This window comes from Gottschalkia purinilytica (genome assembly GCF_001190785.1).
GTDB lineage: Bacteria > Bacillota > Clostridia > Tissierellales > Gottschalkiaceae > Gottschalkia_A > Gottschalkia_A purinilytica.
The window spans coordinates 33,849-51,154 of record NZ_LGSS01000015.1; the positions used below are offsets into that span (position 1 = coordinate 33,849).

The following is a 17,306-nucleotide window of genomic DNA, read 5'->3' on the forward strand; positions in this document are numbered from 1 at the left end:
TGTTTTCTATAGATAAATACAAATCTACTTACTTTTTTTATAATTTATTAACTACATAACCTCTATCATCAATATTTAATTCTTTTATATCCCACTTGTTTCCTGTAGAATCTAATAATTTTTGTATTTCTCTTTTTTGTGAAACATCTTTTTCATCTACTGCTACTAATATAGTAGGACCTGAACCACTTAAAAATACGCCTTTACATCCTAGCTTTTCACACCCATCTAGTATTATATCATATCCATCTATTAATGACCCTCTATATTGTTGATGTAATTTATCTTTACTTGCAACTTTAAGTAAGTCAAATTCTCCATTAACAAGTGCACCCATCATAAGAGCTACTCTCCCTACATTAAATACGGCATCTCCATGAGGAACTACTGTAGGAAGTACAGATCTTGACACTTTAGTTGAAAGCTTAAAGTCAGGTATTAAGGCATAGAATTTAATACCACTTGCTAGTTTCATTTTACTATAAAATACTTGATTGTCCTCATATATAGAAACTACTAGTCCACCAAATAACGCTGGAGCTACATTATCAGGATGTCCTTCTATCTCAGTAGCTAGTTCAAGTATTTCATGATCTTTTAATATTCCACCTGAAAGTTCATTTGCTCCTATTATTCCACCTAGTATACAAGTAGAACTACTTCCTAGTCCTCTTGAAACAGGCACTTGAGTATCCATAGTTATTTTTATGCCTTTAGGTTTATATCCTGTTTTTTCAAAGCATTTCTGCATTGAAGTATATACTAGATTCTCTTCACCTGCATATTTTTCTTCGCATCCTTCTATTATTAATCCTTCTTCTATTTCTTCTATATAAAACTTATTATATATGTTCAAAGCAATACCAAGACAATCAAACCCAGGTCCTATATTAGCACTTGTAGCAGGTATCATTATTTCTATCATTACTTATCACCTATATTCCTAATAAATTTTTTATACTTTCTTTTATTTCATCTTTATCACAAACTCTGTCGTGTAATATTTCTTTATTTTCTAACCCTTTTATTGGTAGAGGAATATTTAAGTTACCTTTTTCAGATAATTTATAAATAAGTTGAAAATCATTATAATCATCAGTTTCTAGTCCTAACGCATCACAAACACTTCTTGTAAACTTAAACGGACTAGCTGTAGATGCTATTAAAGTTTGAGTCTTATCTCCTATTTCTTTAACATATTTTTCATATACAGAATATGCAACTGCTGTATGAGTATCAATGATATATTTAGTATCTTCATATACTTTCTTAATTGCTTCATAAGTTTCTTCTTCAGTTGCAAAGTTACCATAAAAATCAGATAGCTTTTCTCTCATTTCTTCAGAAATAGTATAAATTCCTTCTTCAGTTAATCTATTCATCATTTCTTTTACTATTCCATCATTGTTATTACTTATTTCATATAAAAATCTTTCAAGATTACTTGAAATTAATATATCCATTGAAGGGGATACAGTAAGTTTAAGTTCTCTTTTCCTATCGTATTTTCCTGTATTTATAAAGTCACAAAGTACGTTATTTTCATTAGAAGCACATATAAATTTATTTATAGGTAATCCCATTTTTTTAGCATAATATGCTGCTAATATATTTCCGAAGTTTCCAGTTGGAACAACTACATTTATTTTTTCTCCTTTTTTTATTGCTGATTTTTTAACTAAATTTAGATATCCATAGAAATAATAAACAACTTGAGGCACTAATCTTCCTATATTTATTGAATTAGCTGATGAAAGATCAAACCCTTTATTTTCTAGCTCTTTATTAAAATCTATATTGTTAAATGCTTCTTTCACTCCATTTTGAGCATCATCAAAGTTTCCTTTTATACCTACAACATACGTATTACTTCCTTCTTGAGTTATCATTTGTCTTTTTTGTACTTCACTTACACCCTTTTCTGGATAGAACACTATTATCTTTGTTCCTTCAACATCTTTAAATCCTTCTAATGCAGCTTTTCCTGTATCTCCAGAAGTTGCTGTTAATATAACAACTTCTTTTGAATGATTTAACTTTTTCATTGAAGTTTTTAATAGATAAGGAAGTATTGATAATGCCATATCTTTAAAAGCCAAAGTAGGTCCATGATAAAGTTCTAGAAAATGAGTGTCACCTTTACTTTCTACTGGAGCTATAAGTTGTGTATCAAATTTATCATCATAGGCTCCGTTTACACATTCCAAAAGCTCTTCTTTATCAAACTCTGGAAAAAATTTATTTATTATATAAAAAGCTAAATCATTATAGCTCATCTCTAAAAGTTCTGACAATGTTTTATCTATATTAGGAAAATGAGAAGGTACATATAACCCTCCATCATCTGCTATCCCCTTTACTATAGCTTCTAAACTAGAAACTATTTTCTTATCTCCTCTTGTACTTCTATAGTATAAACTCATTTTATTCCCCCCCTAAGGTTTAATGCTTCAAAAACTAAAGCTAAAATATCGTCATTTTACAAATTTATATTATATTAAAATATTTAATTAAAAAGGACTAAAATCCCTTTATTTATAATAAGTTTTTTATTACTGCTTATAATTTTTTTAAATAAATTTTTATATTATTGCTCTAAGTTTAAGTTACTTTCAATTCTCTTATAATCAGTATCCTAGCCTTTTATAAGTCTATCTATTTTCACTTAATTTTATAAAATTAGCAAAAAATATAAAAATTTATAAAAATATTTTGAACAATCTATTTTATTAATCATATTTATATGATATAATGTTTTTCATTGGAATACAAGTGTTTTTTATTCGACTACACGTTTAATATATCTAAGTTAAAATAAAAAATCAACTTACGGGTATTGTTAGTGAGATTATTATAAAAATAATGGTTAAAAGGGGAGAGCGGTATTATGATTAAAATAGGATTGCTTGGCTTAGGAACTGTAGGCTCAGGAGTATATGAAATCATAAGAGATAAAAAAGATAAGTTAAAAAAAGCTACTGGGAAAAACATAGAAATATCAAAAATTCTTGTTAGGGATAAAAATAAGGATAGAGGTTTAAATATAGATCAAAGTATTCTTACTGAAAATGCTGATGAAATTATAAATGATCCTAATATAGATATAATAGTAGAAGTTATGGGTGGTATAGATAAAGCATATAGCTATATATCTAAATCATTAAAAAACGGCAAACATGTTGTAACAGCTAATAAAGCAGTAATTTCTCTTCATATAGATGAACTTCATAATTTAGCTAAAGAGAATAACAAAGGTCTTTTATTTGAAGCTAGTGTTGGCGGTGGTATTCCTGTTATTAAAGGATTAAAAGAAGCTATAAAAATTAATGATGTTGATAATATCAAAGGAATATTAAATGGTACTACAAACTTCATTTTATCTAAAATGTGTGATGAAAATTTAAGTTTTGATGAAGCTTTAGACCTTGCTCATAAATTAGGATATGCAGAAGCCGATCCAACTGATGATGTAGAAGGATATGATGCAGCTAGAAAAATATCTATATTAGCTTCTTTAGCATTTAATACTAATGCTAGTATAAGTGATGTAATGTGTCGTGGTATAACTTCTATATCTCCTTTAGATATTAAGAACTTTAAGTTAATGGGACTTGTAGCAAAACTAATAGGTAGTGCTACTATAGATGGAAATGAGTTCTCTGCATCTGTAGAACCTATACTTGTAGATGAATCTGCTCCATTTGCCTCTGTTAAAGATGCATTCAATATAGTTTCTGTTGAAGGATGTACTGTTGGAGAACTACAATTCTACGGTCAAGGTGCAGGTAAAGACCCTACTGCTAATGCTGTAGTTACTGATATTATAGATATAATAAATGAAAGCTATAAAGAATATGAATATATTTGTAATGACTCTATTAAATCAGGAGGAACTAAATTATTTAAAGGTAACTATTATATGAGAGTTTCCCCTAATAACGTTAATGAGATTCCTAAGATAGTTAATAATCTTAATAAATCTGGCTTAGAGTTTAAAGTTATAGAATCTGACAAAGATCTTGTTCTAATAACTGAACAAATTTCATCTGATCAAATGGAAGCGATTATGAATGATCTAGATTTACCACAAAACAGCTATTCATATTTAAGAATTGAAAGTAACAATATTTCTTCAATTCACGATATAGATTTTGGTAATACAGACTCTTTCGCTATGTAGAAATTTAGGGGGAATTTTAATGGAAAGCATAGTTGTGCAAAAGTATGGTGGAACATCTGTAGGTAATATAGAAAGAATTTTTAATGTTGCCAATAGAGTTATAGCTACTAAAAATAAAGGAAATAAGGTTGTTGTAGTAGTTTCAGCTATGGGAGATACTACTGATGAACTCGTTGAAAAAGCTAAACAAATAAATCCTAATCCGTCTAATAGAGAATTAGATATGCTTTTATCAACTGGGGAGCAAATTTCTATATCTCTTTTAGCAATGGCTATACAGTCTTTAGGACATGAAGCAATTTCTCTTACTGGTCCTCAGTGTGGGATATTAACTACTAGTAATCATAAAAATGCTCGTATAGAAAAAATTAATAGCAATAGGATTAAAAAAGAATTAGAAGAAAATAAGATAGTTATAGTTGCAGGATTTCAGGGGGCTAACGAGAACGGCGATATTACTACTTTAGGTAGAGGTGGCTCTGACACCTCTGCTGTAGCATTATCTGTAGCTATAAATGCGAATAAATGCGAGATATATACAGATGTAGATGGTGTATACACAACTGATCCAAGATTAGTGCCTACAGCTAGGCAAATTAGCAAAGTTTCATATGATGAAATGCTAGAATTAGCTAGTCTTGGTGCTGGTGTTCTTCATCCAAGATCGGTAGAACTTGCTAGAAAATATAATATGACTCTTATAGTTAGATCTAGTCTTAGTAATAACCCGGGAACGGAAGTTGTGGAGGTGAATGCTATGGAAAATACAATAGTAAGTGGAGTAGCTTTAGATAAAAACATAGCTAAGATATCTGTTATTGAAGTACCTGATAAACCAGGAATAGCTTTTAAAATATTCTCCGCTCTAGCTAGTAATAATATTTATTTTGATATGATAATTCAAAATGTAAATCGTGCGCATGTTAATGATATAACATTTACAGTAAAAATAGATGAACTTCATGAAGCACTAGAAGTTACAAAGAAAATTAGTGACGAAATTGGTGCTAAGGAAGTTCTATGTGATGAATCAGTTGTTAAAGTATCTATAGTAGGTACTGGTATAGCTGGTAGTGCAGATATTGCTTCTTCTTTCTTTCAAACCCTTTATGACCTAGGTATAAATATTCAAATGATAAGTACATCAGAAATTAAGATTTCTTGTATAATAAATGAAGACAATGGTATAAACGCACTTAACGCTTTGCATGAAAAGTTTTGTAATAACAATCCTATTGAGGAAAATAAAGCTGTTTAAAAAATAGCATTTATCTATATAGATAAATGCTATTTTTATTAAGATGAAAAACAACAGTATGTCCCCCTCATCTCTTAATTTTATAAATTTACATTTTATTCCTATAGTCGATATCTATTTACTTTATTCTATCTATTAATTTTATCTATTTGTAATCACTTGTTACCTCTGTTATCATTTTACATGAATATAAGAAAAAACTTGATTAGAGGGGGAGTTTTTTATGGATAAAAAGCAAATAATTAGCGACGTAAGATCCAAGGCTGAAGGTTATTATGACAGAGGTGAGTTCTTTTGTTCGGAAGCTGTTGTTCACGCTATAAATGAACTCTTAGGATGGCCTTTTCCAGAAAATATAACTAAGTTAGCTTCTGCATTCCCTGTTGGACTAGGAAAATCAGGATGTTTATGTGGTGCAGTAAGTGGAGGCGCTATGGCTTTAGGTATGGCTTATGGTAGAAAGTATGGTGATCCTATGAAGGACGAGATGTTCCCTATATCAGCTCAATTACACGACCATATAAGAAGTATTTATAAAAGTACTTGTTGTAGAGTTTTAGTTAAGGGACATGGTGAGTTTGGAAGTCCTGAAAGAAAAAAACATTGTGTAGAAATTACAGGTGAAGTAGCTGCTTGGATTGCTGAAAAGCTTTTAGAAGATGAACAAATCTCTAGTAAAATACAAGAAGCACTAGCAGAATGTGCATGCTCATCATCTGATTGTGGAGGATCGGAGGGATAATATGAATATTACATTAAATCTTCCTCAAAGTACAGCATTATTAATTGTATTTTTATTTATCGGAGTTTTAATTCAAAGTAAAGTATCAATTTTTAAGAAATATTATGTTCCAGCTCCACTTATAGGCGGAATTATATTATCTGTCCTAATTAATCTTTTTAATATAAAAACTGATTTTTCTCTGTTACCTATATTTGTAGCTGGATTCTTTGCATCTATAGGTTTACGTATTAGTAAAGATCTTTTCAAAAAAGGTTTTATGAAGCAACTATTATTTTTAGGAATAACAATATTCGTTGCTATATTTCAAAATGTATTTATTATCGGTATAGGAAAAATATTTAATCTTGCTAAAGGAGATCTAATCCTTCATAGTTCTTTAAGCCTGATGGGTGATAGCTCCTTACAAGCAGTAGCTACTTCCTTAGTGCCTGGTGAAAACGATATCTTTTTATCTCAGCTTTCGGGTATATCTGTACTTTGCATTATATTAGGTACACTTATAGGTGGAATTTTCTTCAAGATAATAGAAAGTAAAAACGATTTTTCAACTACTTTAAAGCCACCTGCTCCTAGTTTCTCGAATAAGGACTTACTAAAGTATGCTGTACTTTTTTCAGTTTCTATTGGACTAGCTTTTGTACCTGATCAGCTAGGATACGGAAAATTCATAAATCCTGCTGGTGGAGCTTTTTTAGCTGGACTAATAATAAGATTTTTATGTGACCAATTTGAAATATGTGAAATACAGCTACCTCATGTTAATCTTATAGGTGGATTTAGTCTATCTATGCTATTAGTAACTGTTTTTTCTTCAATGAGTTTTATAGCTCTAAAATCGTTAGATCTTTTAAATGTAGTTATTATTTTACTTCAAATATTGTGGCTAATGATCTTTTCATATTTCATAGTATATAAAATGTACGGTAAGAGTGATCTAGCAGCATTTGTATCATCAGGTCTATTAGGATTTAGTATAGGAGTTCCAGCTAGCACTATGGCTTTTCTTCAATATTCTTTTGAAAGAAAAGGAGCAATGCCTCTGGTTCTTTTAATAGTTCCTACAGTAGGTATGTGGTTAATTACTATATTTAATCCTATTGTTATAAACTTGTTTTTCTAAATTTTTAAAAATAATGTTACGTTAAACAGCTAACTTTAATTACAAAATATTTCGCTATTCTTCAGTCTATCAGTCTATATCTATAGATTGATAGATTGCTTTTTTTATTATACATACGTAATATAAGTCATATTAATCATCATTTCTAAAAGTTTGTTTATTTAGCACTAGAAATAGATGATTTTCTATAATTTTATTTATTAAATAATATATTTTAAAATAAAAAACTAGAGTATGACACAAAAGGTTGTGTATACTCTAGTTTTTTGCACTTTAATATTTAATCCCAAAATGTTTCTTTATGTATTACTTCTACTTCATCATTACTATTTATTTTTATCTTCCCTTTACCTCCCTCGGCATTTTTGGAATAAATCCTAAGAAAATATGTTCTGTTTTTCTCTATTTTAAACTTTCTAGACTCTTTTGATTCATTATTAATACTATTAACTACATTATAATCTGAATCAACTAATCCCCAATCAATCTCTCCTCTTGATAAAGTAAAATCACTTATTATCTCTAATACACTATCTTTATTAGCACGAATTTCATTTAATGTTTTTACTCCCTTAAATTTTATAAAGCTTATTTCTTCTCCGTCATTATTATCATCAGTTTTAAACTCTTTAATAGAAAATTTATCTTCTTTACTTGTAAGTATAGAATCTTGCTTATTTATAAGTTTAGTATTGTTACCAAATTTTAAAAAATAAATAATTCCAAAGACAGCTACTAGAACAAGTATTATAGATAAAGATTTTATACTAATTTTCAAGTATTCACCTCCATACACTATCAGCTTAATATTAGTATATTCATTATACTATTTTATAAACCTACTGTATATCTGCAAATGCTTTTTCAAATCTTTCAGAGTCATCTAAATATGAGTCATATGTATACTTTAAAATTTCTTCAAGATTAAATTTCCAACGCTCACATTGACTTTGAATATTGTTAACTCTAAAGTATGGACATCCTCCCATACATACAGGTAATAATTTACATTCAGAGCATTCCTCCGATTCAAATGGAGTCCATGTCATGTACTCTAAATTATCATTACTTATTTTTTGATTTTCTAAATTATTTATATTTCCAATGGATTTTGAAATTTCACCTACTTCATTCCAACACTTATACATATATCCTTCAGGATCTATAACAAAGCTATTTATTTGATCTGAGCAACAATAGTTAGCCTTTATTCCTGGATAATAAGGATATCCCATGGCCTTAAATCCATTAGAGTTTAGCTTATCTTGTAACTCCATCAGTACATCCGAGAATTCCTCAGTATCATAACATGAATGGCTAATAGATTTACAAGATTCAGTGTATGGAGTAACCTGTCCAAAGTGAATATTGGATTTTATCATATTATTTTCTTTGAAAATATCAATTAATTCTTGGACATAACTTATGTTACTTTTATCTACATTTACTCTTACACCTACATTAATACCATTTTCCTCCAACATTTTTATGGAATTAAAAACCTTTTGGAAGTTATCTTTATTACCTGATTTTAATATTCTTCTTTTATTATGTATTTCCTCTGGACCGTCTACAGTAAGTTGCGCTCCTGTAATTTTATATTTTTTAAAATTATCTACTACATCTTCATCTACTAAATATCCATTAGTTATAATATATGCACTATAAGTAACATTATTCGTTTCACACATCTTTATTAACTTCTCTGATAAATTATATATTATGTCTTTATATAATAAAGGTTCTCCACCATACCATGTAATACTTAAATGTTCTATTGTATTTATATAACTTTCTACAAATTTAATTAAATTTTCTTGATTTTCTAATGACATTTTATTTTGCTTAGGAGTTTCATAACAATAAACACACTTAAAGTTACAATTTAAAGTAGGAGCAATAGTTAATCCTAATCCAGATTGATTAAACTTTCCTGTTAAATGCCTGAATTTTAGTAATTTTGATTCATTGAAATCTCTATCTACTAAAAATCCATTATCCTTCATATTATCTACTAATTCTTTCCTATTCTCATCCAATTTTTCATACCTTATATTTTCGATACTATCTAAAATTTCTGTAAAATCATCTTCGATTTCTGCTAACGCGCAGGTCATACTATTGAAAGCTATTTTCTTACCATTTCTTACTTCCCAAATAAAATTATAATCTGATTTTTTCATTTAGATTTCCCCCTTATATCCTCAAAATGCTTAATCCTATACTTAAATCAGTATAGGACTAAAATAGCTAAAGCTAAACATAGAATTTACTGCACTTTCTATCACAGACTGACATACAATAACAATATGACTTTATATTATTATTGGCTTTTATGATAATCCTCATGTAATCTATCCTCCTTTTAAGCTGCTATAGCATATCTAGAACAAGTATAACCTGGGCAATTTGGAACGCAAGATCCCCAATAAGTTCCACAGTTACTTCCACATTTATCTATACAAACACACATGCTGCCTACATATTTATGTGGCTTTACTAATAGCTTCATTACGCTTCTCCCCTTTCAATTTTTTTGAATATTGAAACATTTTTTTATACATACCATTTTTACTAATTAATTCATCATGTGTTCCATTTTCTAAAACTTTCCCTTTGTCTAACACAAAAATATTGTCTGCATTATATACTGTCGATATATTATGAGTTATTATTATCAACGTATATTTTCCCCTTAGACTACTTATCAAGCTTGTTATTTCTTTTTCATTCTTAGGATCTAAAGCTGATGTTGGTTCATCAAATATTAATATACTTGGATCTTTAGCTAATGCCCTAGAAATAGCTATCATCTGCTTTTGTCCACCTGATATATTTATTTTTTCATTTATAATAGTGTCATATCCTTTATCTAGGCTCATAATAAATTCATGAATTCCAGTCTTTTTACATACTTGCATAATATCTTCATCATCTATCTTGTCATTGTAACATCGTATATTTTCTCTTATAGAATCATTAAATAATTGTATATTTTGTGGTACATATCCTATAGCTTGTCTTACACTATGCTTACCTAAATCATTAGTGCTAATTCCATCTAATAAAATGGTTCCTTTTTTAGGCTCATAAAAGCCTAAGATAATGTTAACTAACGTACTTTTTCCTGAACCTGCTTGTCCTAATATTCCAATTAAGTTTCCTTTCTGAATATGCATATTTATATACTCTAAATTCCAACTATCATTATAGCTAAAACTTACATCTTGTATATCAATGTCATTATATATAACTACCTTGTGATTTATATCATTTTCAAAATCCTCTAACTTAATATTAGTAAATTCATTTATTCTATTTAAAACAGGAACTATTTTTTCTAAGCTAATATGATTATTTATAACTTCAAATATTGGTTGAATAATCATTTGAAAATATACACCTAATGCAACTACTGTTCCTATAGTTAAGTTATTTTTACTAACTTCAATTGTTCCAAATCCATATATAAAACATAAGACTATAATAACTACACTATTAATTAAATTATTTATTATAATATGAATTTTTTGGATTTTAATATTATCTTTTTTATTTTTTTTATTTATATCTTGAAAATTATCTTTAATCTTTTTCTCTATAACAAAACTTTTTATTGTTTCAATTAGGTCAATCATTTGATTGACTTTCACACATAATTTATCATAATTTTTTTGTCTTATTAATGATAAGCGTCTAAACACTTTTCCCATTAAAACAATTAACAAACTTGCAAATATCAGAAATATTATAGTTACACCTGTAATTTTAGGTGACAAATAAAACATTCCTATTAAGATAACTATTATTGATAAAATATTTTTTATATATACAACTAGAAAATTCGTTATAAACTCGCCTAATATTTGACAATCATTAATTATTCTAGAAACAATTTCACCTTTTTTATTTTTTGAAAAAAAATCTATCGGAGAGTTTAAAACAGAATTAAATACATCATTTCTTATATCATAAGTAATATTCTCGGATATATTTAAGAATATTACATCTTTAAAAAATCCTACTATTGGTTGTATAAAACTAATTACAAAAAATACCATAATACCAAAATATAAATTAGTTATATTTTTTACTTGTATAACGTTATCTATTAAGTACTTGGAAGCTAATGGGGATAAAAAAGAACCGATAGCATATAGTATTGTAAAAAATAATCCTAACAATTCTTTACGTAAATAAGGCTTCAACAGATTTAATATATCTTTAAGTGATTTTGTCAAAGTTTTTCCTCCTTAGATGGGGAAAAGATGTCTTTAACGTATCTTCTTCTATATGTAGAGTATCCTAAATACTCTATTATTTTTTGAACTTTCTTATTATGTTCAAATACATCAGCTTGTACATATTTTAAGTTATTTTCTTTAGCCCAATCCTCAACGCATTTATGTAAGCTATGAAGAACTCCATAACTTCTATATTCTTCATCTACATATATATGGAGAATATAAGCATAGTCATCTATAAAAAAGTAAAAATCTTTATCTCTTAACCATCCTTCTATATATCCTATTATCTCTTTATCTGCTTCAGCTACATATATTATGCATCTTGGATCATTTAGTGAGCTACTGATTTCTTCTTCAGAAACTTCTATATTATTCAAGTCTTCGTTAAAATATTGATCCTTACTCATTTGATCTATACCGAGCTTTCTAAATAGTTTAGATATACTTTTAATATCTTGTTCTGTAGCTCTTCTTACAATATAGTTCAAATTACTCTCTCCTTTTTAGACTTAATAGACTTGATAAAATTCAAGTCTATTAAGTCTAACTTTATGTTAGTTCCAAATACAGTCTTTTTGACATCTAGATCCACAAAAACAATACCTGTAAGTGTTATCCATTTTTTTTACTATAATTTTCAATTTGCTTACCTCCTATGTAGTTATTTTTACCAAAAGTTTGTACAAGGAGTACTCTGTTTTCCACACTTGCTAGAGCAATCCCACCAACACTCTATACAGTAACCTTTAGCATTTTTCTTTACCGGATTAACTATTGTCTTCATAATTAGCGCCTCCTTTCTGTAAAAAATATATAGTCAAATTAAAACTTTTATTAATAAAAATTTTAATTTATAACTATCATAGTCATTAAATGCTTATTGAAATATGCCTACCAGAAGTTCTCACAAGGTTCAATCATATCTATCAAACAAACACTACCACATCGTTCTCTACAAATAAGTCTTATTAAGCAAATTTTATTTCTTACATCCTTAGGACCTACTATTAATTTCATAATCATCCCCCTTAATCTAAAATAATATAGTCGGTTATATTCCCCCTAATCTTACACAATCTTTATCACATTGCCTAATACATAAACAATACATATCTTTCCACGTTTTTATTGGTTTAACTATTATCCTCATAAAATTACCCCCTATTAGAAATATATCTATTGGCTATCAAATTTAATTTCATCATCAATTAGTTTTTTTATAAAACTTTTTATACCATATTTATCTATGTATTTCATTGTAGCAGCGCAACATTTTTCATAGTAAAAATCATCATTATATCCTAAATTCTTTACATCCAAGTCTAGTATTTTTGTATATTGCATATTTTCATGTTGCTTAGCCAATACTACAGCTAATCCCTCATTTAACCATTGTGGATAGCTTCCCCTTATACTAAAATCTACGACTATATGTACTATCTCATGTATTATTACCTTTTCAAACTCTCTTTTATTTTTATAACTCATATCATTATATTCTAATATGTATACATAGTTATCTATAGCCACTCCTTTAATCCAAGTAGGTACAGAATGTCCTAGTATTTTTTCTATTTCACTCTTATCTCTGAAGAATTTAATATATATACTCTTGTCAAAGTTAAATAATTCAAATATCTTATTTAGTTCTTCTATCAATGTTTCGCTATATATTTTACTTATAAACTTATTTGAATCTAATTTTAAATTAATCATTAATTATTTTTTAACCCCTTTTTAATAGTTATAGTTCTACTCTAAATAATTAATTAGCCTATTATTTTTACATTGATATGATAACGTTATCATAAAAAAATTTAATTATCTTTGTTAAATTAAGTACATAAAACTTAAATTCTTTATAATAGTCTTATCTATCTATATAGCTAAACATTTAATCTGTTACTAGTATTGTCCTTAAACCATAAAAAGTATTGTTAACCATATATTACCAATACACATTCCGAAAGTCAAGCTGTTATTTTCCATATATTGGTTTTTAACTGGTCGTTTTTTCGTTTTTTAATTTAAAGTAAAAAGCCTTTAAACCATTAGTCTTTTAATGGCTTAAAGGCTTTTTACCTCAAGCTTTATAATACATTTATTTACTAGTTAATTCACTTTATTTAATGTAGCAACTCATCATTTTCTGTATATGCTTTTCCCCAACTATTTAAAAATATATGTTCTCTAACATCTTTTTTAGGGTTAGTCGGCTTATATTCTTCAACTTCTCCTATTGGAGTCATAGCTACTACCTTATATTCATTTGGCACAGATAGTGCTTCCTTTATCTTATTCTCGTCCATAGAGCCTAGCCAGCAAGTTCCATATCCTTCACTTGTTGCAGCTAATACTAAATGCTCCATAGCAATAGCAGCATCTACAAGATAATATTCTTTTCCCTCTATAGTTCCTGAATCCGAAGGATTACCTATAACTACAGCTACGATAGGTGCTTCTTTTACAGCTATAGCCATATCATTAGTGTCATTTAACAGTGTACTTGCTAGCTTTTCTTTAGTATTTTTATCATCTACTAATATAATCCTATATGAAGTATGGTTCCTCCAAGATGGTGACATCATAGATGCATTTATTATTCTTGCTAAACTGTCCTTATCAATAGGTTTTTCTTTAAATTTTTTAACACTGCTTCTATTCTCAATAACTTCATAAAATTGCACAATATCACACTCCTTAATGATATTATGCACATAATTTTTTTTATTATTATCCATTAAAAGAATTAAAGTTAAAATCCTTTAACTTAATCTATTTTATTGATAATTAGATTAAATTAAAGGATTTTTTATTTTTTCTTATTTCAATTGACTATCAATTTCTTCTTTTAACTTAGGATATGGATCTTCCCAATGTGGGGGCTTTATAGTTTTTCCATATTCATTTGCTCTTGGTTTTCCATCTTCCCATAGTTTGTCCATATTAGCTTGATGTACTATATCAAATATTTTATTAGGTCTTACTCCCATCTCAACTAGTGTACCTAAAGCAAAATACATTAAGTCTATCATTGCATCAGCTTGCTCATATATATCTTCTGCTTCTTTAAATTCATTTATCTCTTCAAGCATCCAATCATATCTTTTCTCAACTCTCTCTTCAGGTAAAAGCTTAGGACTATCTTCATATGGATGTCCAAATACTTTTTGAAAGTCTCTAACCATATCCCACCATTTATTATCGCTCATAAATATCACCTCTAGTCTCATCTGTTCTAAATACTTAATTAAGTTCTTATATTTATATAATCATAAATTCATATTAATTTAAAAACTATATATTATATTTTACATTAAATTAATTTGTTGCACTAGTTATCCTACATATATTTTTTAGATTAGAAATATCGTCTAAAACTAATGTTAAAATATACTACATAATAAATTTATCTTTTTATTATTTTTCTAAGCGATACAATACTATAAATAAAGGACATTTCATAGATAAAAATTCTTTAAACAAAATAAGTAGAGCTAGATATACCTAACTCTACTTATTTAATAAATAATAAAATTATAATAGAATCGGTTAAAAAAAGAAAATATTTTTAAGATATCTAAAGTAGCGAATATAAGAAAAAGATAGAAATATCAATGATATATCTTTAATTTGTACTCATCTATGATGTAAAAAATTTTTATCTAAATATAACGAGGTAGAAATAAATAAACCTATATGTAGGATTTTCTTATAGAAGAAAGAAAAGAAACTTTAGATACTAATAAAGAAAATAATAGAAAATAAAACTAAAAAAGAACTAATTAAAAATGTGTATAAGTTTATCAAAGAGCTTAAAAAGCTTATTAGAAGCTAACTAAGTAGATTTTGGTACTAGAAACTAAATATCATAAATATTTTCTATCGTCCATTGCTTTAGCTAATTGCTCATATTGATTGTTATTAATATAAATCTTACCTTTATTAATAGAAATTAGATTTTCATCTTTAAGTTTCTTAATAGCTCTATTAACAGTTCTTATAGTAACTCCAAGTTTTTCTGAAATTTCTTGGCGTGTTAAAGCTACAATTATTTGGTCTTTTTTGTTTGTATTTTGATCTACATAATTAATTAGAAAATCAATTATTAAGTGACTAGCTGAATAAAATAATTCTACACCTCTAACGTAAGATGAATTATACAGTTTATTTGCAACTCGTTTTGAAATTATTAACAAAAAATTATTGTCTAACTCTATCCATTTAAAAAAATCTGTTATTGGTAATTGGATAATAGTACAAGTTGTTACTGCTTCAGTTGTAACTGATGTTTTTTTCTTATCAGATAAAGCAGTAACCTCTCCAATAAAATCAATGGCTTTATTTTTTTCAATTACATATATGTTTCCATTCTCAAACTCATTTATTATTCTTACTTCTCCTTTACAAATTATTGAAAAGAAATCTAAATCATCATCTTTTTTTTGTATAATACTTTTGGCAGGGACTGTTTTTACTACGCATCTATTTTTAATTGTTTCTGGCATATTTTTTAGAATTTTTTCTAAATTAGGGTTTTGGTTCATAAGTTCATGAAGCTCCATAGAAACACCTCCCCATAAATTAGCACTTAAAATACTGTAACAAAATAACCATTATATAAAAATTAATATAATTCTAAAAAACTATTCCTATGTATTTTCGTTAAATATTAATTTGTTATGCTAGTAAAAATTATTAAAAAAGCTCTAGCTATTATGTTAATTTAACATTGATGACCATTGGGAAATCAAGATATTATAATAACATGTGCTAGAGCTCAATAAGTATCGTATTAGAGATATATAAAATCTAAAATTTCTTATGGCAGATAAGGTAAATATTAGGCAATTGATATTTGGATAAAATATCTAACCAAAAGTTCGTTTTTATCTAACTATAATCTATGTTTGCTTATTGCCATGCCTTTGTTTACAAATTGCTGCTCTTAAATATCATAACAATTTAAATTAATGCTAATATTAACATATAAAGAGATGAAGATATTGATACAATAGAAACTATCTTTGTCAAAATATTTAAGTTTATTTTATTTGAAATTTTAGCTCCAATTAAGATACCTATAACATGTGCAGTTAAGCTAATAATTACAAAAATTATCATTCCTTTAAAATTTGATTGTGATAAATAACCTAAAGAGGATGGTAATGCTATAATTATAGAATTAAACAAACTTATACCAACTGCAACTTTTATATTCATTCCTAGATTTACTAATATAGGTACGACTAATATAGGTCCCCCTGAGCCTGTTAAAGAACATATTGTAGCTGTAACGAAGCCAATAATAATTACAAATAATGGATTCTCCAAGACTCTAGACTTTTTATTTTTTTCATATTATGGTGATTATTATTCTTCTTTAATAATATAAAAATACCAGATAGTAAAACAACTATATATAACATTAGCTTTGCAATATCTACTGGTATTAGCATATTTAGCCTAACACCTACTATTGCCCCTACTATACTTCCTACACTAATTAATTTTGCAAATTTTAAATCAATATTACCCAATTTCCAATATGAATATGTTCCAAATATTCCTCCTACTAGAAAAGATAAAAAACTTAAAGCAAATGCGTCTCTTAAAGGTATATTGACTATGCCTACGTATATTAAAGGAAGCAAGAAACCAGCAATTCCTGAAATTCCAATCAAAGTTCCTACTATTAAATTAGATAATATTATAATAAAAATCTTGTATAATGTGATCAATTATATTGCACCACC

General features: G+C 27.4%; 18 protein-coding genes. 4 read left to right on the forward strand and 14 right to left on the reverse strand.

Features of this window, described 5'->3' with window-relative positions; translation table 11 throughout:
* Positions 1-37 precede the first annotated feature (37 nt).
* A complete protein-coding gene (gene thrB / locus CLPU_RS13140) occupies positions 38-925 on the reverse strand; it encodes a homoserine kinase (protein WP_050356133.1) in 888 nt (295 codons plus the stop codon).
* Between the two features lie 10 nt (positions 926-935).
* Positions 936-2,423, reverse strand: coding sequence for a threonine synthase (thrC, locus tag CLPU_RS13145; protein ID WP_050356134.1), 1,488 nt, complete (start codon positions 2,421-2,423; stop codon positions 936-938).
* A 464-nt stretch (positions 2,424-2,887) separates the two neighbouring features.
* Between thrC and CLPU_RS13150 the strand changes: the two genes are divergently transcribed.
* The 4 genes from CLPU_RS13150 to CLPU_RS13165 all read left to right on the forward strand — a co-directional run bounded on the left by CLPU_RS13150 (position 2,888) and on the right by CLPU_RS13165 (position 7,303).
* Complete coding sequence (locus CLPU_RS13150; RefSeq protein WP_050356135.1) at positions 2,888-4,180, forward strand: homoserine dehydrogenase; 1,293 nt, start codon at positions 2,888-2,890, stop codon at positions 4,178-4,180.
* Positions 4,181-4,199: 19 nt separating this feature from the next.
* Positions 4,200-5,438 carry an aspartate kinase gene (locus tag CLPU_RS13155; protein WP_050356136.1) on the forward strand — a complete coding sequence of 413 codons (1,239 nt, stop codon included), beginning with the start codon at positions 4,200-4,202 and terminating at the stop codon, positions 5,436-5,438.
* A 223-nt stretch (positions 5,439-5,661) separates the two neighbouring features.
* The gene (locus CLPU_RS13160) at positions 5,662-6,180 is read left to right on the forward strand and encodes a C-GCAxxG-C-C family protein (protein ID WP_050356137.1); all 519 of its coding nucleotides are present in this window, start codon (positions 5,662-5,664) and stop codon (positions 6,178-6,180) included.
* A 1-nt stretch (position 6,181) separates the two neighbouring features.
* Complete coding sequence (locus tag CLPU_RS13165) at positions 6,182-7,303, forward strand: sodium/glutamate symporter (RefSeq protein WP_050356138.1); 1,122 nt, start codon at positions 6,182-6,184, stop codon at positions 7,301-7,303.
* Positions 7,304-7,583: 280 nt separating this feature from the next.
* On the opposite strand, the gene CLPU_RS13170 is transcribed toward CLPU_RS13165, so the two are convergent.
* The 12 genes from CLPU_RS13170 to CLPU_RS18070 all read right to left on the reverse strand — a co-directional run bounded on the left by CLPU_RS13170 (position 7,584) and on the right by CLPU_RS18070 (position 17,291).
* Positions 7,584-8,081 (reverse strand): hypothetical protein, encoded by a 498-nt coding sequence (locus tag CLPU_RS13170; protein ID WP_050356139.1) that lies wholly within the window; start codon positions 8,079-8,081, stop codon positions 7,584-7,586.
* A gap of 61 nt (positions 8,082-8,142) precedes the next feature.
* Positions 8,143-9,486 carry a radical SAM/SPASM domain-containing protein gene (locus CLPU_RS13175; RefSeq protein WP_050356140.1) on the reverse strand — a complete coding sequence of 448 codons (1,344 nt, stop codon included), beginning with the start codon at positions 9,484-9,486 and terminating at the stop codon, positions 8,143-8,145.
* A gap of 182 nt (positions 9,487-9,668) precedes the next feature.
* Positions 9,669-9,815 carry a hypothetical protein gene (locus CLPU_RS17325; RefSeq protein WP_157857735.1) on the reverse strand — a complete coding sequence of 49 codons (147 nt, stop codon included), beginning with the start codon at positions 9,813-9,815 and terminating at the stop codon, positions 9,669-9,671.
* Positions 9,790-11,544 carry an ABC transporter ATP-binding protein gene (locus CLPU_RS13180; protein ID WP_050356141.1) on the reverse strand — a complete coding sequence of 585 codons (1,755 nt, stop codon included), beginning with the start codon at positions 11,542-11,544 and terminating at the stop codon, positions 9,790-9,792. The genes CLPU_RS17325 and CLPU_RS13180 overlap by 26 nt, the downstream gene beginning before the upstream one ends.
* Positions 11,541-12,038, reverse strand: coding sequence for a GNAT family N-acetyltransferase (locus CLPU_RS13185; RefSeq protein ID WP_050356142.1), 498 nt, complete (start codon positions 12,036-12,038; stop codon positions 11,541-11,543). The genes CLPU_RS13180 and CLPU_RS13185 overlap by 4 nt, the downstream gene beginning before the upstream one ends.
* A 403-nt stretch (positions 12,039-12,441) precedes the next feature.
* A complete protein-coding gene (locus CLPU_RS18060) occupies positions 12,442-12,567 on the reverse strand; it encodes a hypothetical protein (RefSeq protein WP_268760475.1) in 126 nt (41 codons plus the stop codon).
* Positions 12,568-12,726: 159 nt separating this feature from the next.
* A complete protein-coding gene (locus CLPU_RS13190) occupies positions 12,727-13,266 on the reverse strand; it encodes a hypothetical protein (protein WP_050356143.1) in 540 nt (179 codons plus the stop codon).
* A gap of 410 nt (positions 13,267-13,676) precedes the next feature.
* Entirely contained in the window at positions 13,677-14,237 is a 561-nt protein-coding gene (locus CLPU_RS13195) for a nitroreductase family protein (protein ID WP_050356144.1), read from the reverse strand.
* Between the two features lie 135 nt (positions 14,238-14,372).
* Positions 14,373-14,762, reverse strand: a complete 390-nt coding sequence (locus tag CLPU_RS13200; RefSeq protein WP_050356145.1) for a pyrophosphohydrolase domain-containing protein — start codon at positions 14,760-14,762, stop codon at positions 14,373-14,375.
* Between the two features lie 657 nt (positions 14,763-15,419).
* Entirely contained in the window at positions 15,420-16,115 is a 696-nt protein-coding gene (locus CLPU_RS13205; protein WP_050356146.1) for a Crp/Fnr family transcriptional regulator, read from the reverse strand.
* A 400-nt stretch (positions 16,116-16,515) separates the two neighbouring features.
* The gene (locus CLPU_RS18065) at positions 16,516-16,884 is read right to left on the reverse strand and encodes a TSUP family transporter (RefSeq protein ID WP_050356147.1); all 369 of its coding nucleotides are present in this window, start codon (positions 16,882-16,884) and stop codon (positions 16,516-16,518) included.
* Entirely contained in the window at positions 16,863-17,291 is a 429-nt protein-coding gene (locus tag CLPU_RS18070; protein ID WP_050356148.1) for a sulfite exporter TauE/SafE family protein, read from the reverse strand. Before CLPU_RS18070 ends, CLPU_RS18065 begins: the two co-directional genes overlap by 22 nt.
* Positions 17,292-17,306: the final 15 nt, after the last annotated feature.

Coding starts and splice junctions, on each gene's coding strand:
- thrB (WP_050356133.1), bottom strand. CDS start 925: ATGATAGAAATAATGATACCTGCTACAAGTGCTAATATAGGACCTGGG.
- CLPU_RS13200 (WP_050356145.1), bottom strand. CDS start 14,762: ATGAGCGATAATAAATGGTGGGATATGGTTAGAGACTTTCAAAAAGTA.
- thrC (WP_050356134.1), bottom strand. CDS start 2,423: ATGAGTTTATACTATAGAAGTACAAGAGGAGATAAGAAAATAGTTTCT.
- CLPU_RS13150 (WP_050356135.1), top strand. CDS start 2,888: ATGATTAAAATAGGATTGCTTGGCTTAGGAACTGTAGGCTCAGGAGTA.
- CLPU_RS13205 (WP_050356146.1), bottom strand. CDS start 16,115: ATGGAGCTTCATGAACTTATGAACCAAAACCCTAATTTAGAAAAAATT.
- CLPU_RS13160 (WP_050356137.1), top strand. CDS start 5,662: ATGGATAAAAAGCAAATAATTAGCGACGTAAGATCCAAGGCTGAAGGT.
- CLPU_RS13155 (WP_050356136.1), top strand. CDS start 4,200: ATGGAAAGCATAGTTGTGCAAAAGTATGGTGGAACATCTGTAGGTAAT.
- CLPU_RS13175 (WP_050356140.1), bottom strand. CDS start 9,486: ATGAAAAAATCAGATTATAATTTTATTTGGGAAGTAAGAAATGGTAAG.
- CLPU_RS18060 (WP_268760475.1), bottom strand. CDS start 12,567: ATGAAATTAATAGTAGGTCCTAAGGATGTAAGAAATAAAATTTGCTTA.
- CLPU_RS13165 (WP_050356138.1), top strand. CDS start 6,182: ATGAATATTACATTAAATCTTCCTCAAAGTACAGCATTATTAATTGTA.
- CLPU_RS17325 (WP_157857735.1), bottom strand. CDS start 9,815: ATGAAGCTATTAGTAAAGCCACATAAATATGTAGGCAGCATGTGTGTT.
- CLPU_RS13190 (WP_050356143.1), bottom strand. CDS start 13,266: ATGATTAATTTAAAATTAGATTCAAATAAGTTTATAAGTAAAATATAT.